This window comes from Streptomyces odontotermitis (genome assembly GCF_050510915.1).
Lineage (GTDB): Bacteria > Actinomycetota > Actinomycetes > Streptomycetales > Streptomycetaceae > Streptomyces.
Genome location: NZ_JBNJLS010000005.1, coordinates 165,525 through 180,979, shown reverse-complemented (window position 1 = coordinate 180,979; position 15,455 = coordinate 165,525). Strand labels below are relative to the sequence as shown.

At 70.6% G+C, this 15,455-nt stretch carries 14 protein-coding genes; 12 read left to right on the top strand and 2 right to left on the bottom strand.

Going from position 1 to position 15,455, the window contains the following annotated elements:
* The first annotated feature begins 25 nt into the window (after window positions 1–25).
* The 12 genes from ACQB60_RS16735 (at window position 26) to ACQB60_RS16680 (ending at window position 13,092) form a co-directional block, all read left to right on the top strand.
* Window positions 26–778, top strand: coding sequence for a YebC/PmpR family DNA-binding transcriptional regulator (locus ACQB60_RS16735; RefSeq protein ID WP_135333390.1), 753 nt, complete (start codon window positions 26–28; stop codon window positions 776–778).
* Window positions 779–882: 104 nt separating this feature from the next.
* Entirely contained in the window at window positions 883–1,431 is a 549-nt protein-coding gene (ruvC, locus tag ACQB60_RS16730) for a crossover junction endodeoxyribonuclease RuvC (RefSeq protein WP_496926785.1), read from the top strand.
* Window positions 1,428–2,036, top strand: a complete 609-nt coding sequence (ruvA, locus tag ACQB60_RS16725; protein ID WP_496926784.1) for a Holliday junction branch migration protein RuvA — start codon at window positions 1,428–1,430, stop codon at window positions 2,034–2,036. Before ruvC ends, ruvA begins: the two co-directional genes overlap by 4 nt.
* 59 nt (window positions 2,037–2,095) lie before the next feature.
* Window positions 2,096–3,169, top strand: a complete 1,074-nt coding sequence (ruvB, locus tag ACQB60_RS16720) for a Holliday junction branch migration DNA helicase RuvB (protein ID WP_496926783.1) — start codon at window positions 2,096–2,098, stop codon at window positions 3,167–3,169.
* A gap of 219 nt (window positions 3,170–3,388) precedes the next feature.
* The gene (gene yajC / locus ACQB60_RS16715) at window positions 3,389–3,853 is read left to right on the top strand and encodes a preprotein translocase subunit YajC (protein WP_384843366.1); all 465 of its coding nucleotides are present in this window, start codon (window positions 3,389–3,391) and stop codon (window positions 3,851–3,853) included.
* 162 nt (window positions 3,854–4,015) lie between these two features.
* Window positions 4,016–5,785: a protein translocase subunit SecD gene (gene secD, locus ACQB60_RS16710; RefSeq protein WP_496926782.1), complete on the top strand. Its 1,770-nt coding sequence runs from the start codon at window positions 4,016–4,018 to the stop codon at window positions 5,783–5,785.
* Between the two features lies 1 nt (window position 5,786).
* A complete protein-coding gene (gene secF, locus ACQB60_RS16705) occupies window positions 5,787–6,911 on the top strand; it encodes a protein translocase subunit SecF (RefSeq protein ID WP_496926781.1) in 1,125 nt (374 codons plus the stop codon).
* Window positions 6,908–7,447 carry an adenine phosphoribosyltransferase gene (locus tag ACQB60_RS16700; protein ID WP_496926780.1) on the top strand — a complete coding sequence of 180 codons (540 nt, stop codon included), beginning with the start codon at window positions 6,908–6,910 and terminating at the stop codon, window positions 7,445–7,447. Before secF ends, ACQB60_RS16700 begins: the two co-directional genes overlap by 4 nt.
* Before the next feature lie 170 nt (window positions 7,448–7,617).
* Window positions 7,618–10,188 carry a RelA/SpoT family protein gene (locus tag ACQB60_RS16695; protein ID WP_496926779.1) on the top strand — a complete coding sequence of 857 codons (2,571 nt, stop codon included), beginning with the start codon at window positions 7,618–7,620 and terminating at the stop codon, window positions 10,186–10,188.
* Window positions 10,189–10,237: 49 nt separating this feature from the next.
* Window positions 10,238–11,560, top strand: coding sequence for a serine/threonine-protein kinase (locus ACQB60_RS16690; protein ID WP_496926778.1), 1,323 nt, complete (start codon window positions 10,238–10,240; stop codon window positions 11,558–11,560).
* Complete coding sequence (locus ACQB60_RS16685; protein ID WP_496926777.1) at window positions 11,553–11,969, top strand: effector-associated constant component EACC1; 417 nt, start codon at window positions 11,553–11,555, stop codon at window positions 11,967–11,969. Before ACQB60_RS16690 ends, ACQB60_RS16685 begins: the two co-directional genes overlap by 8 nt.
* On the top strand, window positions 11,953–13,092 hold the full coding sequence (locus tag ACQB60_RS16680; protein WP_496926776.1) for a caspase family protein: 1,140 nt from the start codon (window positions 11,953–11,955) through the stop codon (window positions 13,090–13,092). The genes ACQB60_RS16685 and ACQB60_RS16680 overlap by 17 nt, the downstream gene beginning before the upstream one ends.
* Before the next feature lie 103 nt (window positions 13,093–13,195).
* Here ACQB60_RS16680 and ACQB60_RS16675 read toward each other — a convergent pair whose 3' ends face one another.
* Window positions 13,196–14,428: a DUF349 domain-containing protein gene (locus ACQB60_RS16675; RefSeq protein WP_496926775.1), complete on the bottom strand. Its 1,233-nt coding sequence runs from the start codon at window positions 14,426–14,428 to the stop codon at window positions 13,196–13,198.
* A 133-nt stretch (window positions 14,429–14,561) separates the two neighbouring features.
* Window positions 14,562–15,371: a peptidylprolyl isomerase gene (locus ACQB60_RS16670; RefSeq protein ID WP_496926774.1), complete on the bottom strand. Its 810-nt coding sequence runs from the start codon at window positions 15,369–15,371 to the stop codon at window positions 14,562–14,564.
* Between the last annotated feature and the right edge of the window lie 84 nt (window positions 15,372–15,455).

Sequence of the window (15,455 nt, the reverse complement as noted above, 5' to 3'; positions counted from 1 at the left end):
ATGCTTACGCGAAGGAGACAGGCAGATGTCCGGCCACTCTAAATGGGCTACGACGAAGCACAAGAAGGCCGTGATCGACGCCAAGCGCGGCAAGCTCTTCGCGAAGATGATCAAGAACATCGAGGTCGCGGCCCGCACCGGTGGCGCCGATGTGTCCGGCAACCCGACCCTCTTCGACGCCATCCAGAAGGCCAAGAAGAGCTCGGTGCCGAACAAGAACATCGACTCCGCGGTCAAGCGCGGCGCCGGCCTCGAGGCGGGTGGCGCCGACTACGAGACGATCATGTACGAGGGCTACGGCCCGAACGGTGTCGCGGTGCTCATCGAGTGCCTCACCGACAACCGCAACCGCGCCGCCTCCGACGTGCGCGTCGCCATGACCCGCAACGGCGGCTCCATGGCCGACCCGGGCTCCGTGTCCTACCTCTTCAACCGCAAGGGCGTCGTGATCGTCCCCAAGGGCGAGCTGTCCGAGGACGACGTCCTGGGCGCGGTCCTGGACGCGGGCGCCGAAGAGGTCAACGACCTGGGCGAGTCCTTCGAGGTCCTCTCCGAGGCCACCGACCTGGTCGCGGTCCGCACCGCCCTCCAGGACGCCGGCATCGACTACGACTCGGCCGACGCCAACTTCGTCCCGACCATGCAGGTCGAGCTGGACGAGGAGGGCGCCCGCAAGATCTTCAAGCTGATCGACGCGCTGGAGGACAGCGACGACGTGCAGAACGTCTTCGCCAACTTCGACGTCTCGGACGAGGTCATGGAGAAGGTCGACGCCTGACCCGGCAGCATCGACGGGCCGACGGGACACACCCGTCGGCCCGTCGTTTTGTCGGTGGCACCCGATAGCCTGCACGAACAGGCGAGGAGAGTTGGGGGCGAGGCGTGCGCGTACTGGGCGTGGACCCGGGGCTTACCCGGTGCGGTGTCGGGGTGGTCGAGGGGGTTGCGGGACGGCCCTTGACCATGCGCGGCGTCGGTGTCGTACGGACGCCCGCGGACGCCGAGTTGGGCCACCGCCTCGTCGCGATCGAGCAGGGCATCGAGCAGTGGCTCGACGAGCACCGGCCCGAAGTCCTCGCCGTGGAGCGGGTGTTCAGCCAGCACAACGTCCGTACGGTGATGGGCACGGCCCAGGCCAGCGCCGTCGCCATGCTGTGTGCCTCCCGCCGCGGCATCCCCGTCGCCCTGCACACCCCCAGCGAGGTCAAGGCCGCCGTGACCGGCAGCGGCCGCGCCGACAAGGCACAGGTGGGCGCCATGGTGACGCGGCTGCTCCGGCTCGACGCACCGCCCAAGCCGGCCGACGCCGCCGACGCGCTTGCCCTCGCCATCTGCCACATCTGGCGCGCCCCCGCGCAGAACAGACTCCAGCAGGCAGCAGCGCTGCACGCAGCTCACGCATCCAAAGCACTGAAAGGCCGTACCGCATGATCGCCTTCGTCAGCGGCCCCGTCGCCGCCCTCGCCCCGGACTCAGCGGTGGTCGAGGTCGGCGGCATCGGCATGGCCGTCCAGTGCACGCCGAACACCATCTCCGGCCTGCGCCTCGGCCAGCAGGCCAAGCTCGCCACCTCCCTCGTCGTGCGGGAGGACTCCCTGACGCTGTACGGCTTCGCGGACGACGACGAGCGGCAGACCTTCGAGCTCCTGCAGACCGCCAGCGGCGTCGGCCCGCGCCTGGCCCAGGCCATGCTCGCCGTGCACAGCCCCGACGCCCTGCGCCGCGCGGTCGCCACCGGCGACGAGAAGGCGCTCACGGCCGTGCCCGGCATCGGCAAGAAGGGCGCCCAGAAGCTGCTCCTGGAGTACAAGGACCGCCTCGGCGAGCCCCTCGGCACCGGCGGCCCCGCGATCGGCACGGCGGTCACCTCCGGCTGGCGCGACCAGCTGCACGCCGCGCTCATCGGCCTCGGCTACGCCACCCGCGAGGCGGACGAGGCGGTCACCGCCGTCGCCCCGCAGGCCGAGGCCATGGACTCGCCGCAGGTGGGCCCGCTCCTGAAGGCGGCGCTCCAGACCCTGAACCGCACCCGCTAGTCACTCCGCATCTCCGCACCCGCCGGCCACCCCCTGAACCGCATCGCGAGGCACACCGCATGAACTGGGACGACACGACCGACGAAGCTGCCGGGGCGGCCGAGCGGCTGGTCGGTGCGTCCGCCGACGGCGAGGACCAGGCCGTGGAGGCCGCCCTGCGCCCCAAGGACCTGGGCGAGTTCATCGGCCAGGAGAAGGTCCGCGAGCAGCTCGACCTGGTGCTGCGCGCCGCCCGCGCGCGCGGCGCCACCGCCGACCACGTCCTGCTCTCCGGCGCCCCCGGCCTCGGCAAGACCACCCTCTCGATGATCATCGCCGCCGAGATGGGCGCCCCCATCCGCATCACCAGCGGCCCCGCCATCCAGCACGCGGGTGACCTCGCCGCGATCCTCTCCTCCCTCCAGGAGGGCGAGGTCCTCTTCCTCGACGAGATCCACCGGATGTCCCGGCCCGCCGAGGAGATGCTCTACATGGCGATGGAGGACTTCCGCGTCGACGTCATCGTCGGCAAGGGCCCCGGCGCCACCGCCATCCCGCTCGAACTCCCGCCGTTCACCCTCGTCGGCGCCACCACGCGCGCGGGACTGCTCCCGCCTCCGCTGCGCGACCGCTTCGGCTTCACCGCGCACATGGAGTTCTACGAGCCGGCCGAGCTGGAGCGCGTCATCCACCGCTCCGCCCACCTGCTCGACGTGGAGATCGACCCGGCCGGCGCCGCCGAGATCGCGGGCCGGTCCCGGGGCACGCCCCGCATCGCCAACCGTCTCCTGCGCCGTGTACGGGACTACGCCCAGGTCAAGGCCGACGGCGCCATCAACCGCGACATCGCGGGCGCCGCCCTGAGCGTCTACGAGGTGGACGGCCGCGGCCTCGACCGCCTCGACCGCGCCGTCCTGGAGGCCCTGCTCAAGCTGTTCGGCGGGGGACCGGTGGGCCTGTCGACGCTCGCGGTCGCGGTGGGGGAGGAGCGCGAGACGGTGGAGGAGGTGGCCGAGCCCTTCCTGGTCCGCGAAGGTCTCCTGGCGCGCACCCCGCGGGGCCGGGTCGGCACGCCCGCGGCCTGGGCCCACCTCGGCCTCACCCCGCCCCAGCAGGGGGGCGGAAGCGGACAACAGGACCTGTTCGGGACGTGACGGCGGCGCGGTCCGGGGGGATCGGGGGCGTACGGACGGCGCGAGCGCAACGCGACGGCGCGGACACTCGCCGGGGCAGGAACTGCGGTGCCATGCTGAGCGTTGTTCGTTAGGCGCGGACTCGCTTAGACTCCGCCGATGCCGCCTTTGCGGGCGGCGTGCCCACCCCCATCCATCAGGCCGCTTATCCGCGCGGTCGTGCGAAGGAAACTCCGTCCCGTGAATATCGTGACCCTCCTCCCGTTCATCGTGCTCATCGGGGCCATGTTCCTGATGACCCGGTCCGCCAAGAAGAAGCAGCAGGCGGCCGCAACGATGCGTAACGAGATGCAGCCCGGCACCGGCATCCGCACGATCGGGGGCATGTACGCCGTCGTCAAGGAGGTCCACGACGACTCGGTCCTCCTTGAGGTGGCCCCGGGCGTCCACGCCGTGTACGCGAAGAACGCCATCGGCGCCGTGCTGGACGACGACGAGTACAACCGCATCGTTCACGGCGCGGACGACCTGAAGACGGACACGCCCGTCGTCCCCGACGACGCCTCCTCCCTGACCGAGACCGACGAGCCCGCCGCCACCACCGACGACTCGCCCATCGACCTCGGCAAGAAGGACGCGGACGCCGCCGACAAGGCCGACGACGCGGAGCCGAAGAAGACCGACGGCGAGTCCGACGCGAAGTAGTCACGACCGGGGTCCGTGGCAGCGCCCGCTCGCGCGCCGCGGCCCCCGAGCCGTGTTTTCGCGCCGAATCTCGACACCATTCATGGCCGCCCGCCCAGGGCTTCCCCCGCGCAGTGAGGGAAGCCACCGGATGCCGGGTGGTTGGACAGGGAGAACGAGAAGGTGGCAGCACCGAAGAAGGGCCGAAGGCAGGGCGCCCAGGGGAGGCCGGGCCGCTCGCTGGTCTTCATCCTGATCGCACTGGTGGCGCTCACCGGGGGGATGTTCCTTTCCGGGCACACCACGCCGCGCCTCGGCATCGACCTCGCCGGCGGTACGAGCATCACGCTCGAGGCGAAGAACGAGCCGGGCCAGAAGAACGCGATCAACTCGACCAACATGAACACCGCGGTCGACATCATGAACCGCCGTGTCAATGGTCTGGGTGTCTCCGAGGCCGAGGTTCAGACCCAGGGCGACCGGAACATCATCGTCAACATCCCCAAGGGCACGAACTCGCAGCAGGCGCGCGACCAGGTCGGCACGACCGCTCAGCTCTACTTCCGCCCGGTGCTCACGATGGCCGGCGGAAAGCCGACCCCCGAGCCCTCCTCCACCCCGTCCGGCACGGACAAGGACAAGGACAAGGGCAAGGACAAGAAGGACGACGCCGACAAGTCCGGCAAGGACAAGGCGACGTCACCGTCCGCCACCCCCACCTCCCAGGGCCGCGCCGTCACGGACGCCCTGAAGGCCGACCCGACGCCGAGCGCCTCGGACAAGGCCAAGGACAAGGGCGAGGACAAGAAGAAGGACGGCTCGTCCCCCTCCCCGTCGACGGACACGAAGAAGCTCCAGGAGCAGTTCACCAAGCTGGACTGCACCGACCCGAAGGCGCGCGCCGCCGTCGGTGAGGGCGTCAAGCCCTCCGACCCCACCGTGGCCTGCGGCCTGGACTCCTCCGGCAAGAACTGGGAGAAGTTCATCCTCGGCCCCGCCGAGATCAACGGCAAGGAAGTCAAGAAGGCCGACGCCGTCTACGACACCTCGGGGTCGCGCGGCTGGATGGTCACCATGTCCTTCAAGGACAAGGGCCAGAAGCAGTTCGCCGACATCACCGGCAAGCTCGCCTCGCAGCAGCCGCCGCAGAACCAGTTCGCGATCGTCATGGACCGCGAGGTCGTCTCGGCCCCGTCCGTCTCGCAGCGGCTCAACAGCGACGCGGAGATCTCCGGCAGCTTCACCCAGGAGTCCGCCAAGGACCTGGCCAACATGCTGTCGTACGGCGCGCTTCCGCTGACCTTCAAGGAAGCGAGCGTCCAGACGGTCAGCCCGGCCCTCGGCGGCGAGCAGCTGCGCGCCGGTCTGATCGCCGGCGCCATCGGTCTCGCCCTCGTCATCCTCTACCTGGTCGTCTACTACCGCGGCCTCTCGCTCATCGCGATCGCGAGCCTCGGGGTCTCCGCCGCGCTGACGTACACGATCATGACGCTGCTCGGCCCGACGATTCACTTCGCGCTGAACCTGCCTGCGGTGTGTGGTGCGATCGTTGCCATCGGCATCACGGCGGACTCGTTCATCGTGTTCTTCGAGCGCGTCCGTGACGAGGTCCGCGAGGGGCGCACGCTGCGACCCGCCGTGGAGCGGGCCTGGCCCCGCGCGCGGCGCACCATCCTGGTCTCCGACTTCGTGTCGTTCCTCGCCGCCGCGGTGCTCTTCATCGTGACGGTCGGCAAGGTCCAGGGCTTCGCGTTCACGCTCGGCCTGACCACGCTCCTCGACGTCGTCGTGGTCTTCTTCTTCACGAAGCCGCTGATGACGATCATGGCCCGCAAGAAGTTCTTCGCGAACGGCCACAAGTGGTCCGGACTCGACCCCAAGCGGCTCGGCGCCAAGCCCCCGCTGCGGCGCTCCCGCCGCGTCAGCGCCCCCGTCGACACGAAGGAGGCGTGAGATGTCGAAGCTCGGCAATCTCGGCGCCAAGCTGTATCGCGGTGAGGTCGGCTACGACTTCATCGGCAAGCGCAAGATCTGGTACGGCGTCTCGATCCTGATCACCATCACGGCGATCGTCGGCCTCGCGGTGCGCGGCCTGAACATGGGCATCGAGTTCGAGGGCGGTGCCGTCTTCAACACTCCGAAGACGACCGCCTCGGTCTCCCAGGCACAGGAGTCCGCGGAGAAGGCGTCCGGCCACGAGGCGATCGTCCAGAAGCTGGGCGGGGACAAGCTCCGCATCCAGATCGCGGGCGTGGACATCAAGAAGTCCGACCAGATCAAGGACGCCCTGGCCAAGGATCTGGACATCAAGGGCAAGATCGACGCCGACCTCGTGGGCCCCAGCTGGGGTGAGCAGATCGCCAACAAGGCATGGCAGGGCCTGGCCATCTTCATGGTCCTTGTCGTGATCTACCTGGCGATCGCCTTCGAGTGGCGCATGGCCATCGCGGCCCTGATCGCCCTGATCCACGACATCACGATCACCGTCGGTGTCTACGCCCTGGTGGGCTTCGAGGTCACACCGGGCACGGTGATCGGTCTGCTGACCATTCTCGGTTATTCGCTCTACGACACGGTCGTGGTCTTCGACAGTCTCAAGGAACAGTCGAAGGACATCACCAAGCAGACCAAGTTCACGTACAGCGAGATCGCCAACCGGTCGATCAACGGCACGCTGGTGCGCTCCATCAACACCACGGTGGTCGCGCTCCTGCCGGTCGCGGGCCTGCTGTTCATCGGTGGCGGTGTCCTCGGCGCCGGCATGCTGAACGACATCTCCCTGTCGCTGTTCGTCGGCCTCGCCGCGGGTGCGTACTCCTCGATCTTCATCGCCACGCCGCTCGTCGCCGACCTCAAGGAGACCGAGCCGCAGATGAAGGCCCTCAAGAAGCGCGTGCTCGCCAAGCGCGCCGCGGCCGCCGCCAAGGGCGAGTCCGCCGAGGGCCCGAAGGAGACCGGTGAGCCCGGTGAGCCGGAGGACGCCGAGCCGTCCAAGGGCGCCCCCGCGGTCGTCGGCCCCCGCAACCAGCCCGCGTCGCGCAACCGCGGCCGTGGGCGCCCCTCGGGGAAGCGGCGATGACCGACGTCAAGGAGCTCCTGCTCAGCCGCATCCGCGATGTGCCGGACTACCCGGAGCCGGGCGTGATGTTCAAGGACATCACCCCGCTCCTGGCGGACCCGGCGGCCTTCACCGCGCTCACCGGCGCGCTGGCCGAGCTCTGCGTGGCCAACGGCGCCACGAAGGTCGTCGGGCTGGAGGCCCGGGGCTTCATCCTCGGCGCCCCGGTCGCCGTCCGCGCCGGGCTCGGCTTCATCCCCGTACGGAAGGCGGGCAAGCTCCCCGGAGCGACGCTCAGCCAGTCGTACGACCTGGAGTACGGCAGCGCCGAGATCGAGGTGCACGCCGAGGACCTGAGCTCCGAGGACCGCGTCATGGTCATCGACGACGTCCTGGCCACCGGGGGCACCGCCGAGGCGTCGGTCCAGCTCATCCGCCGTGCCGGGGCCCAGGTCGCGGGCGTCGCGGTGCTCATGGAGCTGGGTTTCCTGCCCGGCCGCGAACGACTGGTTCCAGCCCTGGACGGCGCCCCTCTGGAGGCGCTGCTCACGGTCTGAGCCCCTTCAGACGCACCCGGAGGCGGGCCCGGAGGAATCCGGCGCCCGCCTCTGGTGTTCCTCCAGTACAGAGCCGTCTCACCGGCCGAGGGCGAGCCGCGGGCCCAGGATCGATACCATGGGCTCTTCGGGACCTGACCGGGGGACCCGATCGCGCACAGGGAGCGCTCTTGCCAGACGAGTCCCAGCCACTGACCGCCGCCAAGGCCGCCGAGCGGGCCGAGCGGCCCGCTCCGCCCGCCGCCACGCCTGCGAACGGGTCGGAGGGCGCGCAGAGCGGGAAGTCCGCGCAGAGCGGGACGTCCGCGCAGCAGGCGCGGGGCGACGGCGCGCGGGGCGGCACGTCTGCCACGGAGCCGACGCGCGCCAAGCCCGCCGCTCCCGAGAACCGCCCGGCCCCGGCCCCGCCCGCCGTCCGGCAGGGCGCGGGCAGGACCGAGCGCTCCGGCTCCTCCAACCGCGTGCGGGCCCGCCTCGCCCGCCTCGGCGTGCAGCGCTCCAACCCGTACAACCCGGTCCTGGAGCCGCTCCTTCGGATAGTGCGCAGTAACGATCCGAAGATCGAGACGTCCACGCTCCGCCAGATCGAGCGCGCCTACCAGGTCGCCGAACGCTGGCACCGCGGCCAGAAGCGCAAGAGCGGCGACCCGTACATCACGCACCCGCTCGCCGTCACGACCATCCTCGCCGAGCTCGGCATGGACCCGGCCACGCTCATGGCGGGCCTCCTGCACGACACCGTCGAGGACACCGAGTACGGCCTGGACACCCTGCGCCGGGACTTCGGCGACCAGGTCGCGCTGCTCGTCGACGGCGTCACCAAGCTGGACAAGGTCAAGTTCGGCGAGGCCGCGCAGGCCGAGACCGTGCGCAAGATGGTCGTCGCCATGGCCAAGGACCCCCGCGTCCTGGTCATCAAGCTCGCCGACCGCCTGCACAACATGCGCACCATGCGGTACCTGAAGCGCGAGAAGCAGGAGAAGAAGGCCCGCGAGACGCTGGAGATCTACGCTCCGCTGGCGCACCGCCTGGGCATGAACACCATCAAGTGGGAGCTGGAGGACCTCGCCTTCGCGATCCTCTACCCCAAGATGTACGACGAGATCGTGCGTCTGGTGGCCGAGCGCGCCCCCAAGCGGGACGAGTACCTCGCCATAGTGACCGACGAGGTCCAGGCCGACCTGCGCGCCGCCCGCATCAAGGCCACCGTCACCGGGCGGCCGAAGCACTACTACAGCGTCTACCAGAAGATGATCGTGCGCGGCCGCGACTTCGCCGAGATCTACGACCTGGTGGGTATTCGCGTCCTTGTCGACACGGTCCGCGACTGTTACGCGGCGCTCGGCACCGTGCACGCGCGATGGAATCCGGTTCCCGGCCGGTTCAAGGACTACATCGCGATGCCCAAGTTCAACATGTACCAGTCGCTGCACACGACGGTGATCGGCCCCAACGGCAAGCCCGTCGAGCTGCAGATCCGCACGTTCGACATGCACCGCCGCGCCGAGTACGGCATCGCCGCGCACTGGAAGTACAAGCAGGAGGCCGTCGCCGGCGCCTCCAAGGTCCGCACCGACGTGCCCAAGAAGGGCAGCGGCAAGGACGACCACCTCAACGACATGGCGTGGCTGCGCCAGTTGCTCGACTGGCAGAAGGAGACCGAGGACCCGAGCGAGTTCCTCGAGTCGCTCCGCTTCGACCTCTCGCGCAACGAGGTCTTCGTCTTCACGCCGAAGGGCGACGTGATAGCGCTTCCGGCGGGCGCCACCCCGGTCGACTTCTCGTACGCCGTGCACACCGAGGTCGGCCACCGCACCATAGGGGCGCGGGTCAACGGACGGCTCGTGCCGCTCGAATCGACCCTGGACAACGGCGACTTGGTGGAGGTCTTCACCTCGAAGGCCGCCGGTGCGGGTCCGTCCCGGGACTGGCTCGGCTTCGTCAAGTCGCCGCGGGCGCGCAACAAGATCCGTGCCTGGTTCTCCAAGGAGCGCCGGGACGAGGCCATCGAGCAGGGCAAGGACGCCATCGCGCGCGCCATGCGCAAGCAGAACCTGCCGATCCAGCGCATCCTCACCGGCGACTCGCTCGTGACCCTCGCGCACGAGATGCGCTACCCCGACATCTCGTCCCTGTACGCGGCGATCGGCGAGGGCCACGTCACCGCCCAGTCCGTCGTGCAGAAGCTCGTCCAGGCGCTCGGCGGCGAGGAGGCGGCCAACGAGGACATCGCCGAGAGCACACCGCCCTCGCGCGGCCGCTCCAAGCGCCGGTCGAACGCCGATCCGGGCGTCGTCGTCAAGGGCGTCGAGGACGTCTGGGTCAAGCTGGCCCGCTGCTGCACGCCCGTGCCCGGCGACCCCATCATCGGCTTCGTCACGCGCGGCAGTGGCGTATCGGTTCACCGCAGCGACTGCGTGAACGTCGACTCGCTGTCCCGCGAGCCCGAGCGGATCCTCGAGGTCGAGTGGGCGCCCACGCAGTCGTCGGTCTTCCTGGTCGCCATCCAGGTGGAGGCCCTCGACCGCTCCCGGCTCCTGTCGGACGTCACGCGCATCCTCTCGGACCAGCACGTGAACATCCTGTCCGCCGCCGTCCAGACCTCCCGCGACCGCGTCGCCACGTCCCGCTTCACCTTCGAGATGGGCGACCCGAAGCACCTGGGCCATGTGCTCAAGGCCGTCAGGGGAGTCGAGGGCGTCTACGACGTGTACCGGGTGACGTCGGCGCGCCGCCCATGAGGCCCCTCGTGAACTAGCCTGACTTCAGGGCGAGTTCACGGGGGAGGACATGGCGCGGGGCGAACTGGTCGACGGGCGCTACCGGTTGGTGGGGCTCCTGGGCCGCGGCGGCATGGGCGAGGTCTACGAGGCCGAGGACACCCAGCTGGGGCGCCGGGTCGCGGTGAAGCTCCTGACCGCCGTAGGGGGAATGGAGCCGGGCGGCGAGGAGCTCGACCGGTTCCGGCGCGAGGCTCGCGCGATGGCGCGGATCGAGCACCCCGGGGTCGTCACGCTGTACGACAGCGGCCTGCACCGAGGGGTCGCGTATCTCGTCATGCAGATCCTCGACGGGCGCAACCTCGCCCATCTCGTCGGCTCCACCGGCCAGTTGCCGGTCCGGGCCGTGTGCTGGATCGCCCTGAGCATGGCGGAGGCGCTCGCCGCCGCGCACAAGGCCGGGGTGATGCACCGGGACATCAAGCCGTCGAACGTGAGCCTGACCCGTGACGGCCGTGTCGTGCTGCACGACTTCGGCCTCGCCCGCCTCGCCGGCGAGCGGGCGATCACGGCGACCGGGGTGGTGCTCGGCTCCCCGCAGTTCATGGCGCCCGAGGCCATGAAGGGCGGACGCGCGGGCACGGCGGCCGACCTGTACGGGCTCGGGGCCTGCATGTACTTCATGCTCACGGGCGAGAGCCCGCTCGGCCCCGCCGTCGACGTCGGGGCCGTCGTGGAGCGGGCCCTGGGGACCGGCATCCCCCGCCTCGCGGGGCGCCCTTCCGGACCACCCGCCGAACTGGCCGAACTGGTCGACCGGTTGTGCGCCCAGGACCCCGGGGAGCGGCCGCGCACGGCGACCGAGGTGGTGGAGGCGCTCGGGACGCTGTTCGCGGGCGGCCAGGACGTCGTGATCGGGCGGCTCGCCACGCTCCTGCGCGACCAGGCCGTACGGACAGTGCGCGGCGTACGGCTGCAGAAGGGGCCCGAGTACGCGTGGGACGAGGTGGCGGTGCCCGCCCCGCGCACCGACGAGCCAGCGACGGGCGCCGTGCACGTCCCGGTCGCCGTCCCCGGCGCCGGGCCGCCCACCCTCAGCGACAACACCCGCCGCATGGTGCTCGGCAGCATGTCCCGCGAGACCGCCCTGTCCCGCCAGCGCGAGGCGGTCACCCTCGTCCAGCGCGGCGAACTCGAGTCGGCGGCACGGATGTTGGCGGCCGTCGTGCCCGTCTGTGCCGCGCGTCTCGGTCCCGACCATCCGACCACGCTGACGAGCCAGTACTGGCAAGCTGTATGCCTGGCCAGGCTGGACGCCGGGCGCGAGGCACTGGACCTGCTGGCCCGGGTGAACAAGTACGTCGACCGGCGCAAAGGAGCGGCAAGTGACTGACGTCTTCGTGGAGTTGGCTCCGACGGGCCGGGGCGCGGACACCGAGGACGCCCTGCGGTCCCTGCTGCGCTGGCTGCACGAGGACGAGACGCTCGACGGTGCGGTGCGCGGCCGCCTCGCCGACCGCGCGGCTCCGGTGCCCGGACACATGGGCGCGGGCGGTTTCGACATCCTCCAACTCGCCCTCGGCAGCGGCCTGTCCACCGCCGCACTCGTCGTCTCCGTGCTCCAGTGGCAGCTCGCCCGCCACCGCGCACCGGCGCTCGTCCTCAGCCGGGGAGAGCTGCAGGTGCAGGTGACCCCCGAAGGCGCCCGGGACGCCGAGACGCTGCGCCGCGTCGTGGAGCTCCTGGACCAGCAGCCGGCCGGTGTGGCCGGGGACGGGGAGTCCGATGGCGGCGCTGCCTGACCCGAGCCTGTCCCGGGCCGTCCTGATAGGCACGGCCTCCTACCGGCACCTGCCCCAGCTCGCCGCCGTCGAGACGAACCTGGTGGACCTGGCGGGCGAGCTGTGCGACGCCACCGTATGGGGCCTGCCGGTGCAGCACTGCACGGTCGTCGCGGACCCGTCGAGCGCGCCCGCCATGCTCGACCCCGTGCACCAGGCGGCCGCCGAGGCCACGGACACCCTGCTCGTCTACTACGCCGGGCACGGCATGCGCGACGCCGAGTCCGCCGACCTGTATCTGGCCCTCGGTGACTCCCGCGAGAACATGGGCTACACCGCCGTCGCCTATCAGCACCTGCGCGCGGGTCTGCGCGCATCCGGGGCCCGCCGCAAGATCGTCATCCTGGACTGCTGCTTCAGCGGCCGGGCCGCGCGCGCCCTGGGCGGCGACGACGTGCTGGCCGCACAGGCCGCCGTCGACGGCGCGTACGTCCTGACGGCCTCGCCCCGCGACCGGGTCGCGCTCGCCCCGGACGGGGAGCGGCACACCGCCTTCACGGGTGAGCTCCTCGGGATCCTGCGCGAGGGTGTCCCCGACGGCCCGGAACTCATCGACCTGGAGACCCTCTACCGCGTACTCGACGAGCGGCTGCGCGCCAAGAACCGCCCCCAGCCTCAGCGTTCGCAGGAGAACGGCGTCGGCCGCCTGCCCCTGGCCCGCAACCGCGCCCGCTCCGCGCGGAGCGCCCCCGCCGGACCCGTCCTGCAGGCCGACGTGCGCGCCGCGCTGGTCGCCACCGGCCTCAACCTCGCCCGGCTGCTGCGCGCCGAGGGCGCCATCAAGGACGCCCTGCCGGTGCTGCGCCTCGCCCTGGAGGAGCAGACCGCCGACGGCTCCGGTGAACTCCTCGCCGTACAGCTGGAGTTGTCCGAGCTGCTCGCCGAGACCGGGCAGAACAAGGAAGCCATCGAGATCCTGGAGACCGCCTTCCAGCGCGTCCACAAGATGTACGGGCCCGAGGCCGTGCTCGTCTGCCGCCGCCTCGCCGAACTGCTTCAGGAGTCGGGCAACCACATCGAGGCGTGCGAGGTCCTCAAGCACGCCCTGGACATCGCCGAGCAGGACAGCGCCGCCACCCGGTAGCGCCACCGGACGCAGGCGCAGACGCGGAACGGCCCGGACCGCACAGCTGCGGTCCGGGCCGTCACCAGCACAAGAGGCTGCTCAGTCGCCTCTCAGTCGCCTCTCAGCCGCCGAACTCCTGCAGACCCTTCAGGGCCTGGTCGAGCAGCGCCTGACGGCCGTCGAGCTCCTTCTGGAGCTTGTCGGCCTTCGCGTTGTTGCCCTGCGCACGGGCCTGCTCGATCTGGCCCGCGAGCTTGTCGACCGCGGCCTGGAGCTGGCCGGTGAGACCCTCGGCACGCGCGCGGGCCTCCGGGTTGGTGCGCCGCCACTCCGCTTCCTCGGAGTCCTGCAGCGCGCGCTCCACGGCGTGCATCCGGCCCTCGACCTTCGGGCGCGCGTCCCGCGGGACGTGGCCGATGGCCTCCCAGCGTTCGTTGATGGAGCGGAAGGCCGCACGGGCCGCTTTCAGATCCGTCACCGGGACGAGCTTCTCGGCCTCGTCCGCCAGCTCCTCCTTGAGCTTCAGGTTCTCGCCCTGCTCGGCGTCGCGCTCCGCGAAGACCGCGCTGCGCGCCGCGAAGAAGATGTCCTGGGCGCCGCGGAAGCGGTTCCACAGGTCGTCCTCGTGCTCGCGCTGGGCACGGCCCGCGGCCTTCCAGTCGGCCATCAGCTCGCGGTACCGGGCGGCCGTCGGGCCCCAGTCCGTCGAGTTCGACAGCGCCTCGGCCTCCGAGACCAGCTTCTCCTTGGCCTTGCGGGCCTCCTCGCGCTGGGCGTCCAGCGAGGCGAAGTGGGCCTTGCGGCGCTTGGAGAACGCCGAGCGGGCGTGCGAGAAGCGGTGCCACAGCTCGTCGTCCGACTTGCGGTCCAGGCGCGGCAGACCCTTCCAGGTGTCCACCAGGGCGCGCAGACGCTCGCCCGCGGCCCGCCACTGCTCGCTCTGCGCGAGCTCCTCGGCCTCGGCGACCAGGGCCTCCTTGGCGTGGCGCGCCTCGTCCGACTGCTTGGCCTTCTGGACCTTGCGCTCCTCGCGGCGCGCCTCGACGGTCTCGACGAGCTTGTCGAGCCGCTTGCCGAGGGCCTCCAAGTCGCCCACCGCGTGCGCCTCGTCGACCTGCTGGCGCAGGTGCTCGATGGCGGTCATGGCGTCCTTGGCGGACAGGTCAGTGGTCTTCACCCGGCGCTCGAGAAGTCCGATCTCGACGACGAGACCGTCATACTTGCGCTCGAAGTAGGCCAGGGCCTCGTCGGGAGATCCTGCCTGCCACGAACCGACCACTCGCTCGCCGCCGTCGGCCGTACGCACGTACACGGTCCCCGTCTCGTCGACGCGGCCCCACGGGTCGCTGCTCACAGCGCCTCCTCCACATGATGCCTGTGCAGGGCCCCCGGCCCCCGGCATCGTCCACAGTTTCGTCACCGCCAACATAGGCGACCGGCGGGGCGGCTGTCCGCATCCAGCGCGACCGAACTTGGCCTGCTGGTGGTCAGGATTTCCGTACGGTGGCCTTGTTGATGACGACGGTCGCGTTCGGGGCGCCGTCGCCCCGTCCGGAGTTCTCCCCGGCCGCCGCGATCTTGTTGAGCGCCTTCATGCCCGATTCGGAAATGGTCCCGAACGGTGTGTAGTCGGGCGGCAGCTTACTGTCCTGGTAAACCAGGAAGAACTGGCTGCCTCCGGTGTTCCGGCCCTTCTTCGTCTGGGCGCTGTACTGGTTGGCCATCGCCACCGTGCCCGCCGGGTACACCCCGCCCTTCAGCTTCTTGTCCTTCAGGTTCTCGTCGGGGATCGAGTAGCCGGGCGTCCCCTCGCCGGTCCCCTTCGGGTCGCCGCACTGCAGGACGTAGATGCCGCCGGTGGTGAGGCGGTGGCACTTCGTGTGGTCGAGGTAGCCCTTGTCGACCAGGAAGTTGAAGGAGTTCACCGTGTGCGGGGCCTTGGCGGCGTCGAGCTTCAGGCCGATGTCCCCGCACGTCGTGGCGAGGTCCATCGTGTAGGCGGCCTTCTTGTCGACCGTCAGGGCGGGCTCCTTCTTGAAGCTCATCGGCTTCACCTGGCCCGGGGCTGCCTTCGCGCAGGGGTCGGTCGGCTTGCCCGCCTCGTCCTTCGGCTTGTCGTCGCTGTCGAAGGCTCCCGCCGCGTACGAGACCGCGCCCGCCGCCACGACCAGGGCGACGGCGCCCGCGAGCACCGCGTTGCGCCTGCGCGCGCGGCGCCGGGCGGTCTCCCGCCGCTCCTGCTGCCGGACGAGCTTCTCCCGGGCGAGCTGCTTGCGCCGTTTGTCTTGGCTGACCACCGGGTCTTCTCCCCTTCGCCTGCGTACGTACGTCCCGCCGCACGTCTCGTGGTGCCCCGTACCGTATATGGGTTACCTGTGGAA

Excerpts from the sequence above, each read along its gene's own strand:
- ACQB60_RS16700 (WP_496926780.1), top strand. The coding sequence starts at position 6,908 with ATGACCGACGTCAAGGAGCTCCTGCTCAGCCGCATCCGCGATGTGCCG.
- ruvB (WP_496926783.1), top strand. The coding sequence starts at position 2,096 with ATGAACTGGGACGACACGACCGACGAAGCTGCCGGGGCGGCCGAGCGG.
- ACQB60_RS16735 (WP_135333390.1), top strand. The coding sequence starts at position 26 with ATGTCCGGCCACTCTAAATGGGCTACGACGAAGCACAAGAAGGCCGTG.
- secF (WP_496926781.1), top strand. The coding sequence starts at position 5,787 with ATGTCGAAGCTCGGCAATCTCGGCGCCAAGCTGTATCGCGGTGAGGTC.
- ruvA (WP_496926784.1), top strand. The coding sequence starts at position 1,428 with ATGATCGCCTTCGTCAGCGGCCCCGTCGCCGCCCTCGCCCCGGACTCA.
- ACQB60_RS16680 (WP_496926776.1), top strand. The coding sequence starts at position 11,953 with ATGGCGGCGCTGCCTGACCCGAGCCTGTCCCGGGCCGTCCTGATAGGC.
- ACQB60_RS16690 (WP_496926778.1), top strand. The coding sequence starts at position 10,238 with ATGGCGCGGGGCGAACTGGTCGACGGGCGCTACCGGTTGGTGGGGCTC.